30 protein-coding genes are annotated in these 26,164 nt (G+C 69.0%); 12 read left to right on the top strand and 18 right to left on the bottom strand.

Annotated elements, in window-relative coordinates:
• Positions 1-148 precede the first annotated feature (148 nt).
• The 5 genes from CRP56_RS27820 (at position 149) to CRP56_RS27800 (ending at position 4,948) form a co-directional block, all read left to right on the top strand.
• Positions 149-1,081 (top strand): SPFH domain-containing protein, encoded by a 933-nt coding sequence (locus tag CRP56_RS27820; RefSeq protein WP_097268502.1) that lies wholly within the window; start codon positions 149-151, stop codon positions 1,079-1,081.
• Positions 1,078-1,314, top strand: coding sequence for a hypothetical protein (locus CRP56_RS27815; RefSeq protein ID WP_059192575.1), 237 nt, complete (start codon positions 1,078-1,080; stop codon positions 1,312-1,314). The genes CRP56_RS27820 and CRP56_RS27815 overlap by 4 nt, the downstream gene beginning before the upstream one ends.
• 105 nt (positions 1,315-1,419) lie before the next feature.
• Entirely contained in the window at positions 1,420-1,944 is a 525-nt protein-coding gene (locus tag CRP56_RS27810; RefSeq protein ID WP_097268500.1) for a PadR family transcriptional regulator, read from the top strand.
• Positions 1,941-2,627, top strand: coding sequence for an ABC transporter ATP-binding protein (locus CRP56_RS27805; RefSeq protein WP_097268498.1), 687 nt, complete (start codon positions 1,941-1,943; stop codon positions 2,625-2,627). The genes CRP56_RS27810 and CRP56_RS27805 overlap by 4 nt, the downstream gene beginning before the upstream one ends.
• A complete protein-coding gene (locus tag CRP56_RS27800) occupies positions 2,624-4,948 on the top strand; it encodes an ABC transporter permease (protein WP_097268496.1) in 2,325 nt (774 codons plus the stop codon). The genes CRP56_RS27805 and CRP56_RS27800 overlap by 4 nt, the downstream gene beginning before the upstream one ends.
• A gap of 37 nt (positions 4,949-4,985) precedes the next feature.
• Here CRP56_RS27800 and CRP56_RS27795 read toward each other — a convergent pair whose 3' ends face one another.
• From CRP56_RS27795 to CRP56_RS27780, 4 genes are all read right to left on the bottom strand, one after another.
• On the bottom strand, positions 4,986-5,414 hold the full coding sequence (locus tag CRP56_RS27795; protein WP_097268494.1) for a hypothetical protein: 429 nt from the start codon (positions 5,412-5,414) through the stop codon (positions 4,986-4,988).
• A gap of 4 nt (positions 5,415-5,418) precedes the next feature.
• Positions 5,419-5,814 carry a roadblock/LC7 domain-containing protein gene (locus CRP56_RS27790; protein WP_179851129.1) on the bottom strand — a complete coding sequence of 132 codons (396 nt, stop codon included), beginning with the start codon at positions 5,812-5,814 and terminating at the stop codon, positions 5,419-5,421.
• A 42-nt stretch (positions 5,815-5,856) separates the two neighbouring features.
• Complete coding sequence (locus CRP56_RS27785) at positions 5,857-6,780, bottom strand: MarR family transcriptional regulator (protein ID WP_306459455.1); 924 nt, start codon at positions 6,778-6,780, stop codon at positions 5,857-5,859.
• 179 nt (positions 6,781-6,959) lie between these two features.
• Positions 6,960-7,928 (bottom strand): LysR substrate-binding domain-containing protein, encoded by a 969-nt coding sequence (locus tag CRP56_RS27780; protein WP_097268488.1) that lies wholly within the window; start codon positions 7,926-7,928, stop codon positions 6,960-6,962.
• A gap of 136 nt (positions 7,929-8,064) precedes the next feature.
• On the opposite strand from CRP56_RS27780, the gene CRP56_RS27775 reads away from it, so the two are divergent.
• Complete coding sequence (locus tag CRP56_RS27775) at positions 8,065-8,619, top strand: peroxiredoxin (protein WP_097268486.1); 555 nt, start codon at positions 8,065-8,067, stop codon at positions 8,617-8,619.
• A 6-nt stretch (positions 8,620-8,625) separates the two neighbouring features.
• Positions 8,626-9,159, top strand: coding sequence for an alkyl hydroperoxide reductase (locus CRP56_RS27770; protein WP_097268483.1), 534 nt, complete (start codon positions 8,626-8,628; stop codon positions 9,157-9,159).
• On the opposite strand, the gene CRP56_RS27765 is transcribed toward CRP56_RS27770, so the two are convergent.
• The 5 genes from CRP56_RS27765 to CRP56_RS47020 all read right to left on the bottom strand — a co-directional run bounded on the left by CRP56_RS27765 (position 9,092) and on the right by CRP56_RS47020 (position 15,799).
• On the bottom strand, positions 9,092-10,495 hold the full coding sequence (locus CRP56_RS27765) for an AI-2E family transporter (protein ID WP_097268481.1): 1,404 nt from the start codon (positions 10,493-10,495) through the stop codon (positions 9,092-9,094). The genes CRP56_RS27770 and CRP56_RS27765 overlap by 68 nt on opposite strands.
• Before the next feature lie 158 nt (positions 10,496-10,653).
• Positions 10,654-11,337 (bottom strand): transglycosylase SLT domain-containing protein, encoded by a 684-nt coding sequence (locus CRP56_RS27760; RefSeq protein WP_179851128.1) that lies wholly within the window; start codon positions 11,335-11,337, stop codon positions 10,654-10,656.
• A gap of 399 nt (positions 11,338-11,736) precedes the next feature.
• Positions 11,737-13,062 carry a PhoH family protein gene (locus CRP56_RS27755; RefSeq protein ID WP_097268477.1) on the bottom strand — a complete coding sequence of 442 codons (1,326 nt, stop codon included), beginning with the start codon at positions 13,060-13,062 and terminating at the stop codon, positions 11,737-11,739.
• A gap of 316 nt (positions 13,063-13,378) precedes the next feature.
• Complete coding sequence (locus tag CRP56_RS27745; protein ID WP_097268473.1) at positions 13,379-14,152, bottom strand: isoprenyl transferase; 774 nt, start codon at positions 14,150-14,152, stop codon at positions 13,379-13,381.
• 822 nt (positions 14,153-14,974) lie between these two features.
• Positions 14,975-15,799 (bottom strand): methyltransferase domain-containing protein, encoded by an 825-nt coding sequence (locus CRP56_RS47020; RefSeq protein ID WP_107484048.1) that lies wholly within the window; start codon positions 15,797-15,799, stop codon positions 14,975-14,977.
• 73 nt (positions 15,800-15,872) lie between these two features.
• Here CRP56_RS47020 and CRP56_RS27730 point away from each other — a divergent pair, with 73 nt between their 5' ends.
• Positions 15,873-16,400, top strand: coding sequence for a DinB family protein (locus CRP56_RS27730; RefSeq protein ID WP_257041103.1), 528 nt, complete (start codon positions 15,873-15,875; stop codon positions 16,398-16,400).
• Here the strand turns inward: CRP56_RS27730 and CRP56_RS27725 are convergent.
• From CRP56_RS27725 to CRP56_RS47725, 4 genes are all read right to left on the bottom strand, one after another.
• Positions 16,375-16,890: a GNAT family N-acetyltransferase gene (locus CRP56_RS27725; RefSeq protein WP_257041102.1), complete on the bottom strand. Its 516-nt coding sequence runs from the start codon at positions 16,888-16,890 to the stop codon at positions 16,375-16,377. The two genes, CRP56_RS27730 and CRP56_RS27725, sit on opposite strands and share 26 nt — an antisense overlap.
• A gap of 1 nt (position 16,891) precedes the next feature.
• Entirely contained in the window at positions 16,892-17,779 is an 888-nt protein-coding gene (locus CRP56_RS27720) for an LLM class flavin-dependent oxidoreductase (RefSeq protein ID WP_097268467.1), read from the bottom strand.
• Positions 17,780-17,911: 132 nt separating this feature from the next.
• Positions 17,912-18,949: a hypothetical protein gene (locus CRP56_RS27715; RefSeq protein WP_097268465.1), complete on the bottom strand. Its 1,038-nt coding sequence runs from the start codon at positions 18,947-18,949 to the stop codon at positions 17,912-17,914.
• A complete protein-coding gene (locus CRP56_RS47725; protein WP_179851335.1) occupies positions 18,937-19,596 on the bottom strand; it encodes a hypothetical protein in 660 nt (219 codons plus the stop codon). Before CRP56_RS47725 ends, CRP56_RS27715 begins: the two co-directional genes overlap by 13 nt.
• Positions 19,597-19,967: 371 nt before the next feature.
• On the opposite strand from CRP56_RS47725, the gene CRP56_RS27700 reads away from it, so the two are divergent.
• Entirely contained in the window at positions 19,968-20,348 is a 381-nt protein-coding gene (locus CRP56_RS27700; RefSeq protein WP_097268460.1) for a DUF192 domain-containing protein, read from the top strand.
• Positions 20,349-20,370: 22 nt separating this feature from the next.
• Here CRP56_RS27700 and CRP56_RS48505 read toward each other — a convergent pair whose 3' ends face one another.
• From CRP56_RS48505 to CRP56_RS27690, 3 genes are read right to left on the bottom strand one after another with little or no spacing between them, the layout of a single operon-like run.
• Positions 20,371-20,502 (bottom strand): hypothetical protein, encoded by a 132-nt coding sequence (locus tag CRP56_RS48505; protein WP_257041100.1) that lies wholly within the window; start codon positions 20,500-20,502, stop codon positions 20,371-20,373.
• Between the two features lie 46 nt (positions 20,503-20,548).
• Positions 20,549-20,755, bottom strand: a complete 207-nt coding sequence (locus CRP56_RS27695; protein WP_097268457.1) for a DUF397 domain-containing protein — start codon at positions 20,753-20,755, stop codon at positions 20,549-20,551.
• Positions 20,756-20,763: 8 nt separating this feature from the next.
• Positions 20,764-21,600, bottom strand: a complete 837-nt coding sequence (locus CRP56_RS27690; protein ID WP_097268455.1) for a helix-turn-helix domain-containing protein — start codon at positions 21,598-21,600, stop codon at positions 20,764-20,766.
• Between the two features lie 200 nt (positions 21,601-21,800).
• On the opposite strand from CRP56_RS27690, the gene CRP56_RS27685 reads away from it, so the two are divergent.
• The 3 genes from CRP56_RS27685 to CRP56_RS27675 all read left to right on the top strand — a co-directional run bounded on the left by CRP56_RS27685 (position 21,801) and on the right by CRP56_RS27675 (position 23,485).
• The gene (locus CRP56_RS27685; protein ID WP_097268453.1) at positions 21,801-22,199 is read left to right on the top strand and encodes an ATP-binding protein; all 399 of its coding nucleotides are present in this window, start codon (positions 21,801-21,803) and stop codon (positions 22,197-22,199) included.
• 165 nt (positions 22,200-22,364) lie between these two features.
• Complete coding sequence (locus CRP56_RS27680) at positions 22,365-23,069, top strand: DUF4232 domain-containing protein (RefSeq protein WP_097268451.1); 705 nt, start codon at positions 22,365-22,367, stop codon at positions 23,067-23,069.
• A 38-nt stretch (positions 23,070-23,107) separates the two neighbouring features.
• Positions 23,108-23,485 carry a nuclear transport factor 2 family protein gene (locus CRP56_RS27675; RefSeq protein ID WP_079308016.1) on the top strand — a complete coding sequence of 126 codons (378 nt, stop codon included), beginning with the start codon at positions 23,108-23,110 and terminating at the stop codon, positions 23,483-23,485.
• Positions 23,486-23,635: 150 nt separating this feature from the next.
• Here the strand turns inward: CRP56_RS27675 and CRP56_RS27670 are convergent, their stop codons facing one another.
• Complete coding sequence (locus CRP56_RS27670; RefSeq protein WP_097268449.1) at positions 23,636-24,022, bottom strand: hypothetical protein; 387 nt, start codon at positions 24,020-24,022, stop codon at positions 23,636-23,638.
• A gap of 22 nt (positions 24,023-24,044) precedes the next feature.
• The gene (locus tag CRP56_RS27665; RefSeq protein WP_097268447.1) at positions 24,045-26,162 is read right to left on the bottom strand and encodes a PrsW family glutamic-type intramembrane protease; all 2,118 of its coding nucleotides are present in this window, start codon (positions 26,160-26,162) and stop codon (positions 24,045-24,047) included.
• Positions 26,163-26,164: the final 2 nt, after the last annotated feature.

The following is a 26,164-nucleotide window of genomic DNA, read 5'->3' as shown; positions in this document are numbered from 1 at the left end:
CTGCCGATCCGGTCTTTTGCGGACGTGACAATCAGCACCCGCCCCTATGGAACCGACGTGCGACGCGCGTAAAGGGTTGCTCTCGTCGGGAAAAGTGATATCACTTAGATAGACCGACGCTAGGACAGCCGAAGAACCGGGGGAACCCATGACCACACACGACGTCACCACGGCCGACGTACCCGAGATGCCCGCCCCACGCGTGCGGGAGTTCACCGCGCACAGCATCGGCGGCGGACTCGCCCTGCTGCTCGGCCTGCTCGGGCTGTTCGCCGGTGCCGGAATGATTGCGGGCGCTACGGCGGTGTCGGCGACCGGCGGGAAGGCGGCGCTCATCGTCGGCGGCATCCTGATCGGTCTCGCCGCCTTCCTCGCCATGTGCGGACTGAACACGGTGGCGCCGGGCGAGGCGCGGGTCGTGCAGCTCTTCGGGCGGTACCGGGGCACGATCCGGCAGGACGGCCTGCGCTGGGTGAACCCCTTCACCTCGCGCACCAAGATCTCCACCCGGGTCCGCAACCACGAGACGGCGGTCCTGAAGGTCAACGACGCCTACGGCAACCCGATCGAGCTCGCCGCGGTCGTGGTGTGGCGGGTCGAGGACACCGCGCAGGCCACCTTCGAGGTCGACGACTACATCGAGTTCGTGTCGACGCAGACCGAGGCGGCCGTGCGGCACATCGCCATCGAGTACCCCTACGACGCCCACGAGGAGGGCGGTCTCTCGCTGCGGGGCAACGCCGAGGAGATCACCGAGAAGCTCGCCCTCGAACTGCACGCGCGCGTGGAGGCGGCCGGTGTGGAGATCATCGAGTCCCGCTTCACGCATCTCGCGTACGCTCCCGAGATCGCCTCGGCGATGCTCCAGCGGCAGCAGGCCGGCGCGATCGTCGCGGCGCGGCGGCAGATCGTGGACGGCGCGGTGGGCATGGTGGAGGCGGCGCTCGCCCGGATCAGCGAGCAGGACATCGTCGAGCTGGACGACGAACGGAAGGCGGCCATGGTCTCCAACCTGATGGTGGTGCTGTGCGGGGACCGCGCGGCCCAGCCCGTCCTCAACACCGGGACGCTCTACCAGTGACGGATCCCCAGGAGGAGTCCACGCCGAAGGCGCGGCGGCCGCAGCAGCGCAAGCAGGTGCTGCTGCGGCTGGACCCGTCGGTGTACGAGGCGCTGGCCCGCTGGGCCGGGGACGAGCTCAGGTCGGCGAACGCGCAGATCGAGTTCCTGCTGCGCAAGGCCCTCGCGGACGCCGGCCGGCTGCCGGGCGAGGCCAAGCCGATCCCTCGGCGGGGAAGGCCGCCGACGCAGTAGCAGAACCGTGACAATCGGCTCCCACCTGCGCCTTCACGCTCCCCGCAGCCATCTACACACTCCGCGTATACACACCGGGTATACGCCGTGTGTACTGTCCTCCCCATGTCCATCGGTCACACCCTCCTGGGACTCCTGGAGTCCGGGCCCCGCCACGGCTACGACCTGAAGCGGGCCTTCGACGAGAAGTTCGGTCACGACCGGCCGCTGCACTACGGCCAGGTCTACTCGACGATGTCGCGGCTGCTGAAGAACGGCCTCGTCGAGGTCGACGGCATCGAGCCCGGCGGCGGGCCCGAGCGCAAGCGGTACGCGATCACCGAGGCCGGCGTCACCGACGTACAGCGGTGGCTCGCCACGCCCGAGAAGCCCGAGCCGTATCTGCAGTCGACGCTCTACACCAAGGTCGTCCTCGCCCTGCTCACGCACCGGGACGCGGCCGACATCCTCGACTCCCAGCGTTCGGAGCATCTGCGGATGATGCGGATCCTCACCGACCGCAAGCGGAAGGGTGACCTCGCGGACCAGCTCATCTGCGACCACGCCCTGTTCCATCTCGAAGCCGACCTGCGCTGGCTGGAGCTGACCGCCGCGCGTCTCGACAAACTCGCCCAGGTGGTGGCCCAGTGACTCCTGCCGGTTCCCTGCTCGTGGCCGACGGCCTGCGCAAGACGTACGGCCCGACCGTGGCGCTCGACGGCGCCGAGTTCTCCATCCACCCCGGTGAGGTCGTCGCCGTGATGGGCCCCTCCGGGTCCGGCAAGTCGACGCTGCTGCACTGTCTCGCCGGGATCGTGACGCCCGACTCGGGCTCGATCCTGTACAACGGGCGCGAGATGGCGACGATGAACGACGCCCAGCGCAGCGCTCTGCGGCGCTCGGAGTTCGGGTTCGTGTTCCAGTTCGGCCAGCTCGTGCCCGAGTTGACCTGCGTGGAGAACGTCGCGCTGCCGCTGCGGCTGAACGGCACCTCCCGCAAGGAGGCCGAGAAGACCGCTCTGACGTGGATGGAGCGCCTGGAGGTCGACGACCTCAGGAAGAAGCGGCCCGGCGAGGTCTCCGGCGGTCAGGGCCAACGCGTCGCCGTGGCCCGGGCGTTGGTGACCAGCCCGCGTGTGCTGTTCGCCGACGAGCCCACCGGCGCGCTCGACTCGCTCAACGGCGAACGGGTGATGGAGCTGCTGACGGAGGCCGCCCGGTCCACCAACGCCGCCGTCGTCCTCGTCACGCACGAGGCGCGGGTGGCCGCCTACTCGGACCGCGAGATCGTCGTACGCGACGGCAAGTCCCGGGACATGGAGCGGGCCGTATGAGGCAGTGGGCACGCGACCTCGGGATGGGGGTCAGATTCGCGTTCGCCGGCGGGCGCGAGGGCTGGACCCGGGTGCTGCTGACGGCCGTCGGGGTCGGGCTCGGGGTGGCGTTGCTGCTGCTGACGACCGCGATCCCGAACGCCATGGCGACGCGCGACGAGCGGGAGACGGCGCGCTCCGACATGACGTACAGCGCGACCCGGCTGAAGAAGGCGGACGACACCCTCGTCGTCGGGGCCATCACGACGACCTACCACGACAAGAACGTGCGCGGCCGGGAGTTGGAGCCCGAGGGGCTCAAGGCACCGCTGCCGCCGGGCGTTTCGGCCTTCCCCGCGCCCGGCGAGATGGTGGTCTCGCCGGCGCTGAAGAAGCTCCTGGAATCCGACGACGGGAAGCTGCTGCGGCAGCGGCTGCCGGAGCGGATCGTCGGAACCATCGGGGAGAGCGGGCTGATCGGCTCGGCCGAACTCGCCTTCTACCGTGGCGCCGAGAACCTCGCACCGAAGATCGACGGCGGCAGCGTGGACCGCATCAAGCGGTTCGGCGCCCCGCAGCAGCCCTCGGATCCCCTGGACCCGGTGCTGATCCTGCTGATCCTGGTCGTCTTCGCGGTGCTGCTGACGCCCGTCGCCGTGTTCATCGCGGCGGCCGTGCGGTTCGGCGGCGAACGGCGCGACCGGCGGCTCGCCGCGCTCCGGCTGGTCGGCTCCGACGCCCGGATGACCCGGCGGGTCGCGGCGGGCGAGGCGATGGCCGGGGCCCTGGTCGGCCTGGTCCTGGGGGCCGGGTTCTTCCTGGTCGGACGGCAGATCGCGGGTTCCGTCGAGGTGTTCGACTACAGCTTCTTCCCGAGCTATCTCAACCCCTCCCCGCTGCTGGCCCTGCTGGTCGCCGTCGCGGTGCCCGCGGCCGCCGTGCTGGTCACGCAGTTCGCGCTGCGCGGGGTCGTCATCGAACCGCTGGGTGTGGTGCGTACGGCGAAGCCCTCGCGCCGCCGGCTGTGGTGGCGGCTGCTGCTGCCACTGGGCGGGCTCGCGATGCTCTACCCGATGATCGGCCAGGGCCGTGACAGCGGGAACTTCAACCAGTACCTCACCATCGGCGGCGTCATGCTGCTGCTGGTCGGCGTCACCGCGCTGCTGCCGTGGGTCGTCGAGGCCGTGGTCGCCCGGCTCGGCGCGGGCCCGGTGGCCTGGCAACTTGCCGTACGCAGGCTCCAGTTGAGCAGCGGCACGGCGGCTCGCATGGTCAACGGCATCGCGGTGGCGGTGGCCGGCGCGATCGCCCTGCAGATGCTGTTCGCGGGGGTCGACGGCCAGTACACGGACCGGAAGACGGAGAAGGTCGCCGGCGCCCAGATCGCCGTGGACGTGCCCGCGGGGAGCCCGGTGGCCGCGGCCAAGGAGAAGTACGCGGCGACCCGGGGCGTCGACTACGTCTACGACATCTCCGAGGGGTACCTCGGCAACAGCCGCGTCGACCCGCAGCACTTCGCCCCGGTGTCCGTCGGCACCTGCGCTTCCCTGCGCAAGATGGCGAAGCTGCCCTCCTGCCGGGACGGCGACGTGTTCGTCCTGCAGGCCGGCGAATACGCCTACGACACGAAGGAGATGGTCAAGGGCGGCAGCAAGCTCTGGTTCGACGACTCCGACGACGACAAGACGACGAAGTCGGTCTCCTGGACCGTCCCGGACCGTCTCACGACCGTTCAGGGCACCGCGGACGCCGACCGGGTCGGCCGCGCGGGCTTCCTGCTGACGCCGTCGGCGCTGCCCTCCGGAGCCGACCGGCTGCTCACCGGCGAGCTGTATCTGAGGCTCGACACCGCCGTGCCGGACGCCCTGGAGTACGTCCGCAACACGGGGGCGGCCCTCGACCCGTACAACGAGCCCGTCGAGTTCGTCTCCAGCGTGCGCGACAAGAACTACGCCGCCATCCGCGGTGGCCTGTTCATCGGCGCCACCTGCGTGCTGCTGCTGATCGGCGCGAGCCTGCTGGTCTCCCAGCTGGAGCAGCTGCGCGAACGCAAGAAGCTGCTGTCGTCCCTGATCGCCTTCGGCACCCGGCGCTCCACGCTGAGCCTGTCGGTGCTGTGGCAGACGGCGGTCCCGGTCGGCCTCGGGCTGGTGCTGGCGGCGACGGTGGGGCTGACGCTCGGCGTGGTCCTGCTGAAGATGACGGACACCCCGGTGTCCGTGGACTGGGCGAGCGTTTTGCAGATGACGGGCGCGGGCGCCGCGGTCGTCCTCGCCGTCACCCTGCTCAGCCTGCCGCCGCTGCTGCGGCTGATGCGGCCGGACGGTCTGCGCACGGAGTGAGGAGAGGGGCCCCGAGCGGGGCCCCTCTTCCGTGCGCTCAGAGGCTGTACTCCCGCACCACCCGCCTGACCTGGGCGAACAGCATGCCCACATTGACCGACTTACGGCACACCACCACGGCCACCACGTCCTGCTGCTCGGTCAGCCGCACGAACAGGTGGGTGAGGTTCTCGCTGTTGACGAGGATCTCCTGGAAGAAGTGGTTGTCGCTGCCGACCCCGCGCCGCTCCTTGAAGACGTCCTCGATCATCACGACGGTGCGGCCCTGGAACAGGTCGAGGGTCGCGCCCGCCAGCAGGTCCAGGACCTCGGGCGGGTGGTTGTCGACCGTCTCGTACGACAGCAGCATGCCCGTGGCCATGTCGACCACGCCCGCCGCCACACAGTCCGGGGCGTCGGTGCGGAGAGATTTGACCAGGCCCATCACCTGGTCGGAGAAACCGGGGGTCATACGCTTCGTCGCCATCCCTTCAGACTCCTTCCGCCGCTTTCCCGGCGGGCGCGCTCAGGATCGTGTCGATACGGTCCAGGGCCGGCTGAGTGGCCCGGTGCAGTCCGTCCACGTCCATGCCCTCGTCGCCGATCACGACCATGAGCGCGGTGTCGCCGACGGCGTAGAAGGCGGCACAGCCGTGGCTGCCGTAGGTCACCGTGCGGCGCAGGGTGCCGCGGGCGGTGGCGCCGACGGTGCGGCGCGCGAGGCCGAGACCGGCCGCGGCGAGGGCGGCGAGGCCCTCCGGGTCGATCGAGTCGGCGGTGTCGGCCGCGATGAGCAGCCCGTCGGCGGCCGCGACCGCGGTGTCGGTGATACCGGTCACCTGCTCCCGCAGTCCCCGCATTTCCAACGCCAGTGCTTCGCGATCCATGCAATCAACTCCCCTGTTTCTGTTCACATCTGATCGGCTTCTTCATTTCGAGGCTCCATTTCGCAGGCGGAAGAACCCTTTCCAGCTCGCTCCGGTCCTTTCCGGGGCGAGTGCTTCGGCGATACCGCTGGCGCCGGGACGCCTGCGGGGCAGTTCGTCGGGCACGGCGGGCGGTACGGCGCTGACGGGCGGCGCGGCGGTTCGCGATGCGGCCGGCTCCGGTTTCCGCTGCCGGACGCCCTGGCCGTCGGGGGGCGGGCGGACCGCGATGGGGACGGGTGCCTCGGGGCACTCCAGGAGCCCGTCGGCGAGCATGCGGGCCAGCTCCACGGTCACCGTGTAGACCCCGCGGCCGGCGCGGAAGGCCAGGTCACGGGCGGTGCTGCGGCCGTCGGCCTGGTCGAGCAGGACGCGTTGCAGGGGGGTGAGCGGGCCGCGGTCCACGCCGGGGACGGGGGTCGGGCGCTCGCCGTCGGGGCGCAGCGGGCGCGGCAGGGTCGCGAGGGCGGCGAGCCGACGGGTGGCGTCCTGGAGCAGCCGTACGCAGGTCTCGCCGACGGCGACGGTGGCGAACGGCTCGGCCTCGGCGACGCGTTCACAGCCGTGCACGCGGCCCGCGACGATCGCGAAGGCCGCGTCGTAGAGCGCCATCACGCAGACGACCCTGAGCTGGGCGGCTCCGGTGTGGCCGCGGCCGATCAGCCCGGCCGCGGGCCAGTGCTCGCCGCCCGACTCCCGTACCACCTCGGCCCATTGCTCTCCGCTGACCCGTCCCGAGCGCAGCAGGAGCGTCTCCGGGCCGGGTGCCCCGGGGCTCTCGGCGCCCACGACCAGCCCGGCCCGCAGATGAAGGGTGCCGCCGGGTGCCCCCGCCACCCGCAGCTGACCGCTGAACTCCTCGCGCCCGCACCGGTGCAGGGCGTGCGCCAGAAGGTCGTAGCCGACGCGGTCGAGGGAGTACCGCATGCCCGCCATCACTCCCCCCCGGCATTTCGCACATACGCCTGGCGCGTAGCACTGAGGGGGGTAGGTGTATCAGCCGTAGGGCATATGTCGGAGGGAGTATTCCTACCTGCCTCCACCTGACGGAATTTGAAATCCGGCGCCGCACAATTCGCTTTGTTCGGCGGTCATTTGAACGAATCTCAGGCGGGATTCTCCGGTCGGTCGAGCACCCGTACGGGCAGCGGCCGCAGCGCTTCCCGCAGGGCGCCGGCCAGTTCGCGGTACTCCGCGCCGCGGGCCGCGCCCGTGCGCAGGGCGAGGGCGACCCGGCGGGCCGGGGCGGGTTCGGCGAAGGAGGCGGTCAGGAGCTGGTCGCTGCGGGAGGTCTCGACCCTGACGGCGGTCCGCGGCAGCAGGGTCACCCCGAGCCCGCCGGCGACGAGTTGGACCAGGGTGGCGAGTCCGGCGGCCGTGGTGGTGACGGGGGCGTCGGCGCGTCCGGCCTCCCGGCAGATGTCGAGCGCCTGGTCGCGCAGGCAGTGGCCCTCGTCGAGGAGGAGCAGGTTGAGCTCCTTGAGCGCCTCGCGCGGGACGCCCTCGCGCCCGCCGAGCGGATGCCCGAGGGGGGTGACGAGCACGAAGTCCTCGTCGAAGAGCGGGAGTTCGACGACCCCGGGCACCCCGAGCGGGACGGCGAGCAGCAGCAGGTCGAGGCGGCCGGTGGTGAGGCCGTCGATGAGGCTGGTGGTCTGTTCCTCGTGGACCTGGAGGTCGAGGTGCGGATAGCGGTCGTGGACGAGCTTCAGGACGGTCGGCAGGAGATACGGCGCGACGGTGGGGATGACACCGAGGCGCAGCACGCCGGTGAAGGGGGCGCGTACCGCCTCGGCCTCTTCCATGAGCGCCCCGACCTCCGCCAGTACCGCCCTGGCCCGTACGGCGAGCCGCTCGCCGGCGGGTGAGAGGAGGACCTTGCGGGTGGTGCGCTCCAGCAGCGTGACCCCGAGGGTCTCCTCCAGCGCCGACACGGCGCCGGACAGGGCGGGTTGGCTCATGCCGATCGCGGCGGCGGCGTCCCGGAAGTGGAGGTGCTCGGCGACGGCGGCGAAGGCCCGCAGCTGGGCGAGGCTGGGCTGGCGTCTCTTGGCCCCGACGCTACTCACGGTCACTGATAGTTCCTCTCGATCAACACCCCCAAGTGTAGCGATTTCTGCAATCAATGCACCTTGTGGAAACATCACCTGCGTCCAACCCACGGGAAAGGCCCTTCACAAGAGGGCGCTTTCCTCGCTGCAAGGAGAGTTTGTGCTCACTGTCGGTGACAAGTTCCCCGCGTTCGAACTGACCGCCTGCGTCTCGCTGGAGAAGGGCAAGGAGTTCGAGACGATCAGCCACAAGTCCTACGAGGGCAAGTGGAAGATCGTGTTCGCATGGCCCGCCGACTTCACGTTCGTGTGCCCGACGGAGATCGCCGCCTTCGGCAAGCTGAACGAGGAGTTCGCCGACCGCGACGCCCAGATCCTCGGCTTCTCCGGCGACTCCGAGTACGTCCACCACGCCTGGCGCAAGGACCACGACGACCTGCGCGACCTGCCCTTCCCGATGCTGGCCGACACCAAGCGCGAGCTGATGCGCGACCTGGGCATCGAGGGCGAGGACGGCTTCGCCAAGCGCGCGGTCTTCATCGTGGACCAGAACAACGAGATCCAGTTCTCCATGGTGACCGCCGGCTCGGTCGGCCGTAACCCCAAGGAGGTCTTGCGGGTCCTCGACGCGCTCCAGACGGACGAGCTCTGCCCGTGCAACTGGACCAAGGGCGACGAGACCCTGGACGCGGGCAAGCTGCTCGCCGGGGAGTGACCTGAGATGTCCCTCGACTCCCTCAAGTCCCGCATACCGGACTACGCCAAGGACCTGAAGCTCAACCTCGGCTCGGTCATCGGCAATTCGGACCTCCCGGCCCAGCAGCTGTGGGGCACGGTGCTGGCGACCGCGATCGCCTCGCGCTCTTCGATCGTGCTGCGCGAGCTGGCGCCGGAGGCCGAGGCGCACCTGTCGCCCGAGGCGTACCAGGCGGCGAAGGCGGCGGCCGCGGTGATGGCGATGAACAACGTCTTCTACCGCACCCGCCACCTGCTGTCCGACCACGAGTACGGCACCCTGCGCGCCGGGCTGCGGATGAACGTCATCGGCAACCCGGGCGTCGACAAGGTCGACTTCGAACTGTGGTCCTTCGCGGTGTCCGCGATCAACGGCTGCGGGATGTGCCTGGACTCCCACGAGCAGGTCCTGCGCAAGGCGGGCCTGGAGCGCGAGGTCGTCCAGGAGGCGTTCAAGATCGCGTCGGTGGTTCAGGCGGTCGGTGTGACGCTGGAGGCTGAGGCGGTTCTGGCCGAGTAGCGGCCGCTTCCCCTTCACCCGGGTCCGGGGGCGGTGCCCCCGGACCTTCCGCGTTCCGGGCCACCGCGGGGGCGGGTGGCGCTGGCGCCGCCGTCTCGTGGGCGTACGCCCTCAGATAGCCGACGACCGTGTTGGTCACCGCGACCAGCGGCACCGCGACGACCGCGCCGCCGATCCCGGCCACCATGCCGCCCGCCGCGACCGACAGCACCACCGCCAGCGGGTGCACCCGCACCGCGCGACCCAGGATGAACGGCTGCAGGATGTGGCCCTCGATCTGCTGCACCGCGAGCACCACCGCCAGCGTCATCACCGCCGTGAACACGCCCTGCGTCACCAGCGCCACGACCACCGCCAGCGCGCCCGACACCACCGCGCCGACGAGCGGGATGAAGGCGAACAGGAAGATGAAGACGGCGAGCGGCACGGCCATCGGGACGTCGAGGAAGTAGATGCCGAGGCCGATGAAGATGGCGTCGATCAGGGCGACTATCACCGTGCCGCGCACATAGGCCGTCAGCGTCCGCCAGGCCCGGGGGCCCGCGCCGGCGACACCCGGCCGCGCCGCCGCCGGGACCAGCTTGAGCGTCCACTCCCAGATGCGCCGGCCGTCGTACAGCAGGAACAGGGTGGAGAAGAACGTCAGCAGGATGCCGGTCAGCGCCTCCACCACGACCTGGACGCCTTCCAGGCCCGCCGAGGTGATCTGGTCGGTGTTGGCGCCGACCGCGTCCGCGAGGTTCTTGGAGATCTGGTTGATCTGCTTCTCGGTGACGTGGAACGGGCTCTTCAGCAGCCAGTCGCGCAGATCGTCGATGCCGTTCTGGATCTGGTTGGAGAGATCGTCGATGTTCTCCATGACCTGCCAGGTCACGAACCAGCCGAGCAGCCCGAGGACGACGAAGCCGAAGATCGCGGTGAGCGCGGTGGCCAGGCCGCTCGGGACGCCGTACCGCTTCAGCCGGGCCACCGTCGGCTGCAGCAGCGCCGTGATGAGCAGGGCCACCACGAAGGCGAGGACGACGAGTTGGACGGCGCTGATGACCCGCATCAGCACCCAGACGGTGCCCGCGAGCACCAGCAGTCGCCAGCCGGCCTCGGCGGCGACGCGTACGCCCCAGGGGACGGCCTGCGCGGGGTCCGGACGGTTCGGTACGACGGTCACGTGCTCGGCGAGGGGCCGGGGGTGGTCCTCCGGCACAGCCTGGGCCGGCGACGGCGGCGCGTCGGCCTCGGCCTCCTCGCGCTCGACCTCCGCGCGGCGCTCGTCCAACCGCTCACCCATCTCACTCAGTCCGGCACCCACCCGACCGAGCCACCGTGGCACTCGCGACATGATCCGTCCTCTTCCCCCGCTGCCCCTCACCACTCCCCCCTGGAGTCGTCGGTTCCGACCGTACAGGCAGGGGCTGGACAAGACCGAAGCCCCTCACCGTAAGGACGGTGAGGGGCTCGGAAAGGTTGATCAGGGTACGGTCCGGTACCCGTGGCGGCCTAGTACCAGTTGTTGGCCTGCCAGAAGGACCACGCCTCGCACGGGCTGCCGTAGCGGCTGTCCATGTAGTTGAGGCCCCACTTGATCTGGGTGGCCGGGTTGGTCTGCCAGTCGGCGCCGACCGACGACATCTTGGAACCCGGCAGCGCCTGGAAGAGACCGTAGGCGCCGGAGGAGGCGTTGACAGCGCGGTAGTTCCAGCTGGACTCGTGGTCCACGATGTTGCTGAAGCACTGGAACTGGCCGCTCGGCACCATCTGGCGCGCCATCGCCTGGATCTGCGCGACCGTGTAGGAGCCCTGCACGGGGAAGCTGGACGCGGACCGGGACGCGGCCGTCTTGGCCTCGGCGCGCTCCTTGGCTTCCTTCGCCGCCTTCTCGGCGGCTTCCTTCTTCTCGATCGCCGACTTGGCAGCAGCCTTGCGAGCCGATTCCTCGGCGTCCTTCTTGGCGCTCGCGTCCGCCTGAATCGCCTGGACGTTGGCCTGCTGCGTCAGCGACGCGGTCTGCACCTGGGCCTGCTGGCCCGCGGGTATGTCCGCGAGGAGCGTCGTCTCGGCTGCTGTCGCCTCGGCGTCGTTCGTCTGCGCGGTGCTGCCCGAGGCAACGCCTACGACGCTTCCGACAGCGGTGACCGCGGTGGCAGAGGCCACTGCGAATCCCCGGACCGAAATCGGACTCACACGGTTTCCTTCCAGCGTCGTCCGCTTCGGTGACCCTGGCGGACGCAATCTTGCCCCTGACGCTGACCTCCCCACTGCTGGGTCACGGGAGGTACGGGCCCGGTGGGCAACTCCCGTGCGGGAGGCGCCGCGTGGTGCTCGGGCGGCATACGACGTCGACTATGGAGTTGAAGCTGGTGTTGCTGTGGTGCCGTACCGCTGGCGGTACAGGTGTGTCGTATGCGGGGCCTGACAGGAGTGAGACTCTGCCGTAACCGGACGCCGGGTGGCAATTCTGAGTTGCGTGTGAAAGCTCACATGCCGTTTGAGCCTGGGGATTTCGAGAAACCTCCACGCACGAAGACGCCGCCCGGCTAGGCTCTTGGCCTTTCCGGACGGCGCCAACTGGCGGGTACTACCTCAGATTTGCCCGTCCTCCAGCATTTCGGTCACAAGGGCCGCAATCTGGGACCTCTCGGACCGCGTCAGCGTGACGTGGGCGAAGAGGGGGTGTCCCTTCAGCTTCTCCACGACGGCGACGACACCGTCGTACCGCCCCACCCGCAGGTTGTCCCGCTGGGCCACGTCATGGGTGAGCACCACCCGTGAATTGGCGCCGATCCGGGACAGAACGGTGAGAAGCACGTTCCGCTCCAGCGACTGGGCCTCGTCCACGATCACGAACGCGTCGTGCAGCGAGCGGCCGCGGATGTGGGTGAGCGGCAGGACTTCGAGCATCCCGCGCGCGGTGACCTCCTCGATGACCTCGCGGCTGGTGACCGCGGACAGCGTGTCGAAGACCGCCTGCGCCCAGGGGCTCATCTTCTCGGCCTCGGAACCCGGCAGATAGCCGAGCTCCTGCCCGCCGACCGCGTACAGCGGCCGGAAGACCATGACCTTCTGGTGCTGGCGGCGCTCCAACACCGCCTCCAGGCCCGCGCACAGCGCGAGCGCCGACTTGCCGGTGCCGGCCCGGCCGCCCATGGACACGATCCCGACGTCCGGGTCGAGGAGCAGATCGAGCGCGATCCGCTGCTCCGCACTCCTCCCCTTGATGCCGAACGCCTCCCGGTCGCCGCGCACCAGCCGGATGTTGCCCTCGGCGGTGACCCGGCCGAGCGCCTTGCCGCGCTCGGAGTGCAGGGTCAGCCCCGTGTGCACCGGCAGCTCGGCGGCCTCGGGCACATACACGTGCCCTTCCTCGAAGAGGACGTCCACCTGGTCGCCCGGCAGGGTCAGTTCGGACATTCCGGTCCAGCCGGAGGCGTCCGTGATGGCGAGCTCGGCGCGGTACTCCTCGGCGAGGAGACCGACCGAGGACGCCTTGATCCTGAGCGGAAGGTCCTTCGACACAACGGTGACGTCGAACCCCTCGGCCTGCAGATTGCGGGCGACCGCGAGGATGCGGGAGTCGTTGTCCCCCAGGCGGTAGCCGGTCGGCAGAACGCTGGGGTCCGAGTGGTTGAGCTCGACACGGACGGTGCCGCCGAGTTCCCCGATCGGGATCGGGGCGTCGAGGCGACCGTGCCTGACCCGGAACTCGTCGAGCAGACGCAGGGCCTGCCGGGCGAAGTAGCCGAGTTCGGGATGGTGCCGCTTGGCCTCCAACTCCGTCACCACGACGATGGGGAGCACGACCTCGTGCTCGTCGAAGCGGTTCAGGGCGTTCGGGTCGGCCAGCAGGACGCTGGTGTCGAGAACATAGGTGCGCCGGTCAGGCATACGGCGCTTTGTGCTGGTCACCACGGAAGGACGTACCCCCTCGGATGAGGTCGGGGAGCGACGGAGTGGAGCTGGACCGGTCGACGGCCCGTCTGCACGGGCCGGGAACCGGCCCTCCGCCTGTTCGTCCGTGCGGTGACCGCACGATCGGGCTGGTGCAAAGGGCCTCCCGGGCGGACGGCCCCGTGCCGCCCGCTGAGGATCCGACACCCGTGGTTCGGGTGACGACCTGCTTGGCTTATGCCCTCGAACATGCGGTGCCATGCCGACGCATATGACGGCGCCCTGGTGAACTCCTTGTTACTTGCGCCCCAAATGGGGTAGACGGCGGGTTCTGTACTCAGCCGCCGTAACGCCGGTGTCGCGCCGCGTAGTCGCGCAGGGCGCGCAGGAAGTCGACCTTGCGGAAGGCCGGCCAGAAGACCTCACAGAAGTAGTACTCGGAGTGGGCCGTCTGCCACAGCATGAATCCGGACAGCCGCTGCTCGCCGCTGGTGCGGATGACGAGGTCGGGGTCGGGCTGGTCGCCGGTGTAGAGGTGCCGGCCGATCGCGTCGATGGTGACGGACTCCGCGAGCTCCTCCAGCGAGGTGCCCTTGTCGGCGGCGTCCAGCATCATCGAGCGCATCGCGTCGACGATCTCCTGGCGGCCGCCGTAGCCGATGGCGACGTTGACGAGTATCCCGTCGACGTGGGCCGTGGACTCCTCGGCCTCCTTCAGCGCCGTCTGCATCGGTGAGGGCAGCAGGTCCGCGGTGCCGACGTGGTGCACCCGCCAGCGTCCGTCGGCCGCGAGCGTGCGGACGACGTCCTCGATGATGCCGAGCAGCGGCCCGAGTTCCTCCTGCGCCCGGTCGAAGTTGTCCGTCGACAGCAGCCACAGCGTGACCACTTCGACGTCCGTCTCCGAGCACCAGCCGAGGAACTCCTCGATCTTCTCGGCACCCGCCCGGTGACCGTGCACGGTACTGGAGCCGGAGGCCTTCGCCCAGCGGCGGTTGCCGTCCATGATGACGCCGATGTGCTTGGGCACCTGAGCGTGGTCCAGGTGGCCTTCCACCCGGCGTGCGTAGAGCCTGACCAGCAGGCCGCGCAGCTTGTCGCGCAGGTTCACGTGATTGTCAGCCCCTCCGTACAGATACGGTCCCCGCGCGCGGAAGCCTACCGGGGTGACGGAGGAAGGCTTGAGCGTGGGTCGAATGCGGGCGCGAGCCAGGGGGCGGGCGGGGCGCGCGGCAGGGAAGCCGGAGGGGCTCCGACAGGGAAGCGGGCCGGGCTCGCGGCGGGGAAGTCGGGGCACAAAAAACGGGCCGGTCCGTGGGGGGGAGACGGACCGGCCCGAGGGGGGGTTTCCACCATAACCCTTCGTAAGTGATGCTGCGTGCATCGGCGTGCCACAACTACTCTCCGGAGTCATGCGGCGACGGCCCGCTGGCCGCGAAACACCGCATTCACGGCGGACTCATGGCCGGAACACAGCGGATTCCCAGGGCAAACGTGTGAGTGACGCCGACATCCAGAGGCTCCAGGACACTTCCCGCGCCACGCCGCCACAGCCTCTTCGCATCCCCCACGCGGGTGACCCCACCCCCGCGCGCACCCTTGACGCACCCGATCAACGCCACGAGCTGCAAGGCAGGGCACCGCGCAGCCCCCTCCGCCGCGCGGTGCCACCCCGCGCTGCTTTGCTGGCGCGAATTACCTTGGTCTGAACTTACGTGAGACGAGGGTAAGAAGCGAGCTGATGGTGATAACGATGTGGAAACCTCGTGAATGCCGTGGAAGTAAAGGGGGAATGGGGGATAGATGCACTGATTGCCCGATTTGCGATCTTCGATGACCCTCCATGATCGTCGGCTCAACCGGCAGTTCTTAGCCACTCTCAGCCACTTCCGTGTCAGACCGTGTCCGAGCTCGGAAATTCGGATGCCGGGCGTCAGCCGGTGGGGCTGTGCGGCTTGCGGGCGTCGAAGAGGTGGCGGGTGCTGTGGGCCACGAAGGGTCCCTCGGCCTCGATGCGCTCGTGCAGGGACCGGAGTTGGGGCTCGTACTTCTCGACGGTGAAGTCGGGGACCATCCACACCACCTTGCGCAGGAAGTGGACGACGGCGGCGATGTCGTAGAACTCCATCCGGAGCCGTTCCGAGCGCAGGTCGACGATCTCAAGACCGGCGGCCTCGGCGCCCGCGCGCTCCCGCTCGGGGAGGCGGGCGGCGCCGCTCTGCCCGTCCGGGCGAGGTCCGAGGAAGTGGTCGACGAGCTCGACCGCGCTGCGAGCGCCCACGTGCTGGGCGAAGTAGGTCCCGCCGGACCGCAGTACGCGCGCGATCTCCGGCCAGTTGGGGCTCACCGGGTGCCGGCTGGTGACCAGGTCGAAGGCCTCGTCCGCGAACGGCAGCGGCGCGTCCTCGGGCGCGGCGACGACGGCGACCCCGCGGGGGCGGAGCAGGGCGGTGGCCTTGGCGACGTTCGGCGGCCAGCCCTCGGTGGCGACGGCGAGGACGGGGGCCTTCGGCTCGACATGGGCGAGGGCGAAGTCGAGCACCTCTCCTCCCCCGGTCTGGATGTCGAGGGCGGCGGTCGCGCCGGCGAGCCGGGCGGCCATGGCGGTGGCATAGCCCCAGGAGGGCCGCGCCTCGGTGGCCCGCCCCTCGAACCAGGAGAAGTCCCAGCCGGCGGTGGGGACGGCGGCGCCTTCGGCGACGAGGTCATCGAACGTACCGCGGCGACCGGGGGCGGGGGTTTGTCGGGTGTCGGGCATGCCGTTGATCGTCCCAGAGCGTTGTCAGTGGGCGCTGCTAATTTTTCCGGCATGACGATTGCTGAGGTCGCGCATGACGAATGCTGAGATCACGGGGGACATGGCGGCCGGTATGCCGTACCGCGGCAGCGAGAAGGAGACGCTGCGGGCGAGCCTGGACCGGCATCGGGACGCGGTGCTGTGGAAGCTGGAGGGGCTGGACGACGAGCAGCTGCGCCGCCCGATGACCCCGTCGGGCACGAGTCTGCTGGTCCTGGTCAAGCATCTGGCGTCGGTGGAGTACGGCTGGTTCGCGGAGACCTTCGGCGGCGAGGTCGAGGAGTTCTGGTTCGACCCGTACAAGGAGGAGGACATGCGGGCCGACCAGGGCGAGACGACGGCACAGATCGTCGAGTTCTACGGCCGCGCGAGAGCGTCGTCGGATGCGGTGATCACGCGGGTGCCCCTGGAGGGGCTGGGCCGCCCGTCGTGGCGCGACCATGAAGTGTCCCTGCGCTGGGTCCTGGTCCACATGATCGAGGAGACGGCTCGGCATGCGGGACATATGGATGTGGTGCGGGAGTTGATCGACGGGGCTACGGGGGATCATCCGGGGGGATGACGGGGCTGGCGGGTGGTGGGGGTGGCGTGGGCGGCAGGACGAGGAGGGCGTGTTCGTCGTCGCCGTGCCGGAGAGTGCCGGAGTGGTGGAAGCCGAGCTTCTCGAGGAGCCGTACGGAAGCGGTGTTGCCGGTGAAGGGGTCGGCATACAGCGGCCGCACGGGCTCTTCGTCATCGAGATAGCGCCGCAGGGCGGCGGTGCCGATCCCCCTCCCCCAGTACGGCCGCCCCAGCCAGTACCCGAGGAACCGCCGTTCCCCCTCCCACCAACTGACGACATGACCGGCGGGCTCGCCGCCCACGGTGACAGTGCGGACGAGGCAGGTCTCATCGCCGAGAACGCTGTCACGCCAGTGGTTCATGAAGCGGTCGCGCGGGCGAGGGGTGAAGCGGGAGCGCCGTAAGGCTTCCTCGTCATGCTCGAAGACGAGGAACGATTCGAGGTCGGCGTCCCGGACGGCCCGCAGTCGCACGCCGACGTCGGGATTCACGTCATCGCACCAGGGGCCGTACCTCTTCGGCGGCGAACCGCACGAATCCCTCCGGGTCGGGCTCGTCACCGGTCGGCTGAAGGATGACGGCGTCGGCACCGGCCTCTGCGAGCCGCTGAACGGCTTTGGCGACGGCACCGGCGTCACCGGCGACACCCAGGTCGGGCACGTCCTGGAGCCCTTCGTCGCCAAGCTCGGCGTGCAGGCGCCGGGCGGCGTCGGGCCCCGTGGCGGTGAGCAGATAGACGACGACGCGGTGGGACTCGGGAAGGGTGGCCCCACTGCGCAGGGCAGCCTCCCGCCCCTCATCGATGAGTTGCCGTGCTCGTCGTACCCCGTCGGCGGTGGTGGAGGCGGTGAGGATGGTGCCGTCGGCGGCTTCGCCGGTGAGGCGGAGGGTACGGGGGCCGGTGGCGCCGGCGAGGACGGGTACGGGGGTGGCGGGCGGCCAGTCGAGGCCGACGTCGTCGAGACGGACGTACCGCCCCTCGGTGCTGACGCGTTCCCCTCTCAACAGGGCCCGCAGCGCGACGAGATGCTCCCGCAGCAGTGTCACCGGCGACTCGACCCGTGCCCCGACCTGCCCCATCCAGTCCTGCACCCCATGCCCGACCCCGACGACGGCCCGCCCCGGGAACATGCGGTGCAGCGAGGCGATTTCCATGGCGGTGATGGCGACGTTGCGCAGGGGTACGGGGAGAAGTCCGACGCCGACCTTGACCCGCTCGGTCCAGGCGAGCGCGGCGGCGGCGGTGGAGATACCGCCCTCGCTGAAGCAGTCCTCCCATAGCCAGAGTTCTTCGAGCCCGGCGTCGTCCGCGAGACGGGCTACGTCGCGGAGGCGTTCGGGGGGTAGTTGGGGGCGGAAGACTGCGCCGAGTGCGGTCATGGGGTCCTTCCTACCCATGGGGAGCGCGGTGGACAACTGCTTTACGCACCGACCCGCGCCGCCCCCGCACGACGAGTCGGGCGATCACTCTCCTGTGGGGAGTGATCGCCCGACTGTGGGATGTGATGATCGTCAGCGGTTGACGGCCTGGATCTCCTGTACGACGACATCCTGCGTCGCGCCGAAGTTGCCGTCGGGCAGATCGCCACCGGCGCCGCCGGTGCCGGTCCAGGTGATCTTCCAGGTGACCGTGGCCCGGAGGGGGTACGTGCCGTCGCCGGAGGAGCGCAGGTACTTCACTCCGCAGGGCGGCGTCTGGTCGGCCTTGCCCTTGGCATAGGGCTCGCCGATACGACCGTTGTTGATCTCGCAGACGCCGGATGCCGGGTAGGTGACGGCGTCGGCGGTGCCGGGCTCGATCTTCAGGGACACCGGTTCCGCGGTCGCGGTCGCCGAGATGTTGATCTCTTGGACGGAGGCCGTGACGGAGACCGGCTTGAAGTCGGCAGCGTCGAGCCAGGCCCAGGTCGGGAGGTTGACCTTGGTGGCGTTGGCGGGGGCCAGGGTCACTTTGGTGCCGGGGACCCGGATCTCGTTGTAGGCGAGTTCGGCGAGGATCTCAGGGGTGACGGCATTCTTGATGTTGGCGGGTGGAGCGTCGCCCGTGTCCACCCAGAAGTAGTCGTCCGTGAAGCACGAGTCCCAACCGGCCGGGTAGCTCTTGTTGACGTACGTGCCCCACCAGAACCCGTCGCCGCTCTTGTCCTTGTTGAAGCCCTTTTTCTCGTCGTTGGCGTTGTACTTCTCCCGCTGCGAGTTGTCCCACTGCGAGCCGGTGGATCCGGCCTCCCAGATCGGCTCCAGCTTCTTCTGCAGCTGATCGGGGGTGTACATCGGGGCGTACCAGCACGCGGGGGGCGTCCAGGACGTGGTGGAGGTCAGTGCGCCCGTGGAGTTGCCGCTGCCGTTCTTCGAACGGTCGAAGACGACGCCGCCGACGGTCACGCTCAGCGCGCCGTCGTCGCGCGAGTTGGCTCCCTGGTTCGTCCCTCCGTCGCCGACATCGCCGTGGTCGTCCAAGTCCGCGAAGGCGGTCTGTGACGCGAAGGCGGAAGCAAAAACGAGCGTCAGAACCGTTGCAACTCTCGCCAAGTCCCTTACGGCTGGCATGTCTTGTCCCCCCTGTCGGACACAACGTTCGCGGTCTGCCACACACCGTCGGCGTTCTTGGTGAGGCTCGAGTGGTACAGCACGTAGGAGTTGGCGGTCGCCGCCTCCTTCTCGACCTTCTGCGTCTTCTTGTCCTTGATGTAAGCCTTGCTCTCGTCGGAGCAGTAAGTGACGTAGGCCTTCGCCTTGCCGGAAAGTTTCACGTCGTAGTCGAAGTACCGGATCTCACCGACCCAGGTGTCACCGGAGTCGATGAAGCGCTGGACGTAGGTGATCGATGACTCCAAGGCCTTGTCCGTGTTGTAGAAACCGAGCGCCTTCGTCCCCGTGCTTCCCTTGAAGATCGCCTCGTTCAGGGATTTGACACTCAACGTGCTGTCCGAGAGGGCCGCGTCCTTCACCGCGTCGCCGGTCTTCTCGTACTCGAAGACGTTCTTGGCGTCGGACGGGAACGTGATCTTCGGGCGGCCGGCGGCACCCGCCGAGCTCGGGCTCGGGGACTGCGACGTCTCCTTGCCCGTATCGGCTCCCGCGATCTTGTCGTTGTCCTTCTTGGAGCTGTCATCGCTCCCGCACGCGGACAGCGTCAGGGCCGCTGCGGCGGTCAGCGTGAGCGCTGCGATCAGGGTGGGGCGGCGATTCACGATCGGCTCCTGGTGAGGCGAGGCTTCTCTTGAGCGAACCAACGCTATCCAGCGGGGTGGGGTGACACCAGGGTGAAGCGGCCCACTCGGTGGTGCGAAAGGGGCCAAATTGGCTGCACCCAGGCCCGCTTATGCGGTCACGGTTGCGTAACGTGCGGCGAACTGGTTGTTCCACTTATGAATGAGCAAAGGAGGAAGTGGCGAGGTCGCTTGCTGTGTCGGCGACGCGCTGCTGTCGGCGCCTGACCCTGCCTCTTCGGCCTCCTCTTGGGGCGACAGTTCACTTCGGCTCCCTGGGATGTGTGTGTCCTCTTGGGTGAAGCGACGCTATTCAGGGCACGTCAGTTGCAGGGAGTGAAGAGAGAGGCCTGGGCATGGGGCGGCGGTTGCGGGATGGGCTGGGGTTGTTGGTTGTGCGGGGGGAGGTGGGGAGCGTGTCTGTTCCGTTGGAGATCGCCGCCTCCTATCGGGCTCGCACCAAAGGACTGTTGGGGAGGGAAGGGGTTGAGGGGGCGATCCTGTTGTCGCCGGCCAACAGCGTGCACACCTTTCGGATGCGGATTCCGATCGACGTCGCCTATCTCGATCGCCATCTCGTCGTCCTCGCCGTACGGACCATGAAACCCGGGCGGTTGGGGATGCCTCGGGTGCGGGCTCGGCATGTCGTTGAGGCCGAGGCCGGGGCCATGGGCGGGTGGGGGCTGCGGCGTGGGGTGCGGGTGGAGGTCTTGGCGGAGGGGGATGCCGTCGAGTAGGGGGGCCGTCCGAGAGCTACGCTCACCAGCCCGTCTGCTCCTCCCCCAGCACCTCGCTGCCGATGTGCGCCGCCGGCTTGCGAGCCCTCGGCAGGCCTGGACGCCGTCGTACTTCGGCGAGCCGTAGTGAGCCTTGCGGGAGGACCTTCGCCATCGGGCGTACCTCCGCGACCGTGTGCAGCTCCGCCGTCAGCCGAGCCTCACATGTCGATGCGGGGCGCCGTCAACGTGTTTCCGTGAGCCAGGGCTTCGATGAAGGGGGTGAAGGTGGTGGTGGGGAAGGTGAGGGTGGCTCGGGTGGGGGTTTTGGAGTCCCGGATGGCTACGTGGGTGGGGGTGGTGGCGATTTCCACGCACTCGTTTCCGTCGTCGGGGCCCGAGTAGGACGACTTGCGCCAGTTGTCCATGGGGTGCCTCACAGCTCCTTCGCCAGGTGGTTGATGAAGTCACGCGACCGTTTGGGGTCGAGTGAGACACCTTCCACCTTACGGAAGCGCGTTCGAAAGGCGGCGAGCTGTGCCTCGCAGTCGATGAAGGCCGAGCCGTGGGGTACATCTCGCACCACGGTGTCCAGCTTGGGAACCGGGCCACCGACGTACGTCATGGTGCTGGCCGCCCTGCCGAAGCCGTCGAGGTCGAACGGGATCACGCGTACCGATGCGTCGTCCGCCTCGGACACGTCCAGAAGCGAGGCGAGTTGCGCCTTGGCGGCAGCGCGGTCGCCGACCCTGATGCGCAGGGCCGCCTCATGGATCACCAACTCGTAGGGGAAGTCGATCTTTTGGCCGGCCATTCGATGCTGGACGCGTACCTCCAGCTCTTCCGGGGTGAGTTCGGGGACCCTCGCGGAGAAGACACCGCGGGCGTACGCCTCCGTCTGCAAGAGGCCCGGCACGTAGAGGATCGCCACATCGCGGCGGAACACGGCGTGGTGGTTCAGTTCGGAGAGGTCCAGGAACGACGTGGGCAGCAGTCCTCGGTACTCCTCCCACCAGCCACGCGTCCGATCCGTGGCCATGGCGGCCAAGGCATCGACGAACTCCGCGTCCCCACAGGCGTAATGGGACGCCATGCGACGAAGTCGCTCCTCGCTCACGCCCGCGAGCCCGGATTCGATCTGAGTGATCTGGACTCTGTTCGCCCCGAGTAGCGCCGCCGCCTCGATGGTGGTGAGCCCCGCCCCCTCACGCAGCCTGCGCAGCTCGATCCCCAGGCGCATCTGACGCGCAGTCGGTTCGCGCCTCAGGACCATCAGCCGCCCCCTGTTTCAACCTGCCTGCCGATAACGCTCGTTCGGGGTCAGATTACGGGATCGGCTTGCTAGGTATTACATGCAAGCCCTACCGTCAGTGACGCAACGTACACGCTGCGGAAGTGCACCGCTCCGCCCTGCCATGGCGCCTGCGGCACCGCCACCGCGCCAACACCCCCCACCCCGAACGGAGTTCCTCCATGCCCGAATCCGAACCCTGGGAGTACACGCTCTACATCCCGAACGACACCCGCTCCGTCACCGTCAGCCGCCGCACCCTCCGGCTCATCCTCACCATGCACGGCCTGATCCGCCTCGTCGATGTCGCCGAGCTGCTGGCCACCGAGCTGGTCTCCAACGCCGTGCGGCATACGACGGGGCCCGCCGCGTTGCGGGTGCGCTGGGCGGCGGGGGTGTTGCGGATCGGGGCCTGGGATGCCGACCCCCAACCTCCCGAGCCGGTCAGGGAGTTGGCGCTCGCGGAGGAGGGGCGGGGACTGGCGCTGGTTCGGGCCTGCGCCGATCTCTGGGGGTGGCAACCCCTGTCGCGGGACGGCAGGAGCGGGAAGTACGTGTGGTGCGAACTTGCCGCCGCCTGACCCCTTTCACGCCGCTGACCTGGCGAAACGGAAGTGTCCCGTCCATGTCCTTGATCCGTAACGATCGCGGAGGGTGGCTGGATCGGTGCGCTCCGCTGTGCAGAATCAGAGCGCCGGTCCGGACAAGTTCACTTCAGTCCAGTTCACATCACTCGGGGGAACACCATGGGCGCTGCCCGTACCAGACTCCAGACGTACGTCCTCGGCGCCGCGGCCGTCGCCGCGCTGCTGGCTTCCACTGCGTGTGAGGCGGGCGGGGGTACGGATGAGGCGGCGGCGAGCGGTACGCCGTCCAGTTCGTCCAGCGCCCCCAATCCGTCCGGTGCGTCCGATGCATCCAGCAGCGCTCCGAGCGCGCCCGGTACCGTCACTCCCGGCGCCGACGACGAGAACGTCGACGAGACCACCGGTGAGGAAGCCCGGCCCTGCACCGACTCCGACGTCTCCGTCGTCTCGAAGGTCTATCCGCACGACGAGGCCCGGCATCTGCTCCTCACCGCCACCAACATCAGCGACTCGACGTGCACGCTCTACCTCTACCCGTACGTGTCCTTCGGTGACGGTGCCGTGGAGCAGATCGGTCCGATGGAGTCCAAGCCGAAGAAGCTCGCGACCGTCGCGCCGGGTGGGAAGGGGTATGCGGGGCTGCTGCTGTGGCGGGCCGGCGAGGAGACGACCGCCGTGAAGTCGATGACGATCGGCTTCGTGGACAGCGAGGACGTCGAGGCGGGGGTCGCGCAGCTCGCCGTCGAGTTCCCGGACGGGACCGACTTCCTGAACGTCGGGGATCCCGCCGTCAGCGCCACACCTCAGGTCACCTACTGGAACACCGGCCTCGCCGCCACCGAGAAGTTCATGTTCGCCCGGTGACGCTGAGGCGCTCGTACGCCGGCTGGTATTACTGATGCATGCAGGAAGAGACGGCGCGGTCCGCGATCGACACGTTCATCTCCGCCTTCAACGCCTCGGACGACGCGTATGTGACGTCGTTGCTGTCCCAGGCTCTGACCTCGGACGTGGTCTTCTGGGGGCCGTTGGGGCGGAGCGAGGGGATCGAGGCGGTCGAGCGCTTCGTGCTGGACATCCGGCGGCATCCGGCAGGGGCGGGCACGATGGTGCGCTGCTCGGCGGTGGACATGCCCGATGAGTGGGCGCGGTACGAGTGGGTCTTCACCACCCCCGACGGCGGTCCTCGCCTCGCCGGTACGGACGTCGTCCATCTGCGCCGGAGCCTCATCGACCAGATCATCGTCTTCGCCGGGGAGATCAAGCCGTCGGGCGCCTGAGCAGATCCGTTCCCCGGCTTCAGAACCGGATGATGCCGGGCCGACCCGCTCGCCATGCCGCAACGAGGTCTACGTCCAGGCACAGTCGGCCCGGCGAGGCCGTTACGCCCAGGACAAAGCTGTCCTCTAGGTAGACATCCTCGAATCCGCTCAGTTGTGGGTAGTCGACCCGTCTCCCTCCCCCGCCTCGGACGAGGCGAGCAGCTCTTGCAGGTCTCGTACGAGGATCAGGTCGTAGCGGCCGAGGGCGCGAAGGTTCTCGAAGATCCGCCGGGCCGTTTCTTCCTGGCGCTTCGGATCCGCGCCGAAGTCCCTGACGGTGAGGAGGGAGTCGTACCGCTCGAACGGCATGCCGTGGTCGTCTTCGTATTCGTGAGTGAACTCGACCTCCACGGCCGCATGACCGAGGTTTCCCGCACAGTCGATGAACTCGTTGTCCGTGGGCGTCAGTTCGACACCGCAAGCCGTGGAGATGTCCTGGACCAGTCGATTCCGCGGAAAACCAGGGCGGATGAAGACGTAGTGATACTCACTCACACGAAACCTCCATACAGCACCCTCAAGGCCAATGAATACTGTAACCGTCGCCGATTATCCGGATCGAGTTCATTCGTCCCGGCGGATTGTTGCGCAGGAACTTCCCCAGCCCTTCACGCGCCCCGCTCTCGTCCAGGCCGCTTCCCCGCGCATCGACCACGGCATCACGGGCCTGCTTCTTCGCTGTGTTCAGCGTGTTCTTGACGGAATTCGCACCCGCTCCGGGGTCCAGGGTCTTGAACTCGGTCGGAACGCCGTCCACGATCGCGTCCGGAGTTCTCTGCCCTTCCACTGATGACTCCTTGAGAGCCTTCACGTGACGGCCTTCGTTCTGCAGTGTCTCGGCAATCCGTCGTTCCTTGGGGTTGAACGTCTTTTCGGACTCGTCGAGGGAACCCTTCCGGGAGTTCCCACCGTCGCTCTCCGTTCGCCCTTCGCTGCCGTCGTTCTCCTCGCCCCCGCCCGCTGCCCCGATGACCATGAGCGCTATGCCGGCCAACCCCAGTCGCGCGGCCAGCGCCGCGCCCAGCGCGCCCTCCCCCGTGGCCGTGACGCCGGCCAGGGCGAGGCCCGCGCCCGGTGGGAACAGGGCCAGGAGGGAGAGGAGGAGCAGGGCGAAGCCGAGGTAGATGAGGAAGCGGTTCAGGGCGTCCAGGAGGTGGGCGGGTGGGATCGCCTGGCCCTCTGTGCCTGCGTCACCGGCCAGGCTTCGCCAGAGCAGGAGGGTTGCGGCGGTGGCCGAGCCCAGGGCCGAGGCGGTGCGGAAGCGGTGGGTGGCGAGGTGGGCGCCGAGGACCGGGGTGGCCGTGGTCGTTCGGTGCCAGGTGCGGAGCAAGGTTGCTAGTTGCCAGGCTATCCAGGCCAGGGCGGCTACCGCGAAGGCCCGTAGGAGCTTGGGGCCCGTGCCTGTCGTGAAGTACTCCTGCACCTCGGCCGTCGACCCGAACGAGCCCACCCCGAGGAAGAGGACGGACGGCAGGACCAGGACGCTGGGGATGAGGAGCCTCAGCAGGCGTCTGCTGCGGGAGGTGGCCGTGTCGGCGGTGGTGGCTTGTGCCGCTGCGCGTATACGGGCTCTCAAGTCAGGGGTACGCCATGCTCTCGGGTCGTCGGTCGCCGCTATGCGGGCGGCTATGTCGGCCACCGCCCGACGTAACGCGGTCTGGGCGGTGGCTTCATAAGACGCTTCGTAGAACAGGGAGCGGCGCAGGCGGATGAAGCGCAGGGCTATGAGCGGGGTCCAAGGGACGCGCAGCGACGCGTAGTGGAGTACCGCCGCGATCGTGTCGCCGTCCCGGCGTTCGGCGGGGAGGAGCGTGTCGGGGAGCTCGCGTTTCGCTCGGTGCAGGGCTACGGCGTCTGCCGTCATGGCCAGGAGCAGTGCGGCCAATGGGGCCAGGCGGAGGGGGGTCTGGAGGTTCGCCAGCCAGTCGTCCGCGGGGGTACGGGCGTGTGTGGCCGCGTAGTTGTTGAGGGTGTGGTGGGCCACCGCCGCGCCCAGCGGGAGCAGGGCCAGGGGCTTCCACCAACCCCTCGCTCGCCACAGCACTCCCACGCCCAGGCCCGCGAGCGCCGACCACACCAGGTGCGTGAACGTCCCGACCGCCACCTCGCCTCCGCGGCCCAGGTCCAGGGGTGCCACCGGTGCCGGCAGCCAGGAGGTGAGGACCTGCGCGAGGCCCGGGACGTACGGCGCCGACAGGCTCTCCGGCACGATCCAGCCGCTGTGGGCCGGGATGGCACGGTCCGCGTCCAAGGCGTATCGCAGCAGCGCCTCCAGGAGGCCGAAGCCGGCGCCCAGAGCGGCTCCCAGGAGCGTGAAGTCGGTGAGGCCCCACTGGCGGCGGACCTTGGCGTACAGGCCGACGAGGAGGAGTGGGGAGATCTTGACCAGTTCCTCGACCCAAGGTGCCGTGGTGTACGCGGTGGTGTTCACGACCCTGATCAGGGACTGGTTCGTCTGCTCGGCGATCAGTCTCGTGTACGTCAGTTCCAGGAGCGCCGCCGCCGTGCCGCACGCGTACACGCCGACGAGGACGGCGAGCAGCGTCGTCGTCACGCCCACGGAACGCGTGGGTACGGAGAGCAGGAGCAGTTGTACGACCCCGTACATGGCGGCGGCCACCATGAGTACGGTCACGG

This window comes from Streptomyces sp. TLI_55 (assembly GCF_900206255.1).
GTDB lineage: Bacteria > Actinomycetota > Actinomycetes > Streptomycetales > Streptomycetaceae > Streptomyces > Streptomyces aquilus.
Note: the sequence above shows the minus strand (reverse complement) of the source record. Positions and strands in the feature narration are given on the sequence as shown.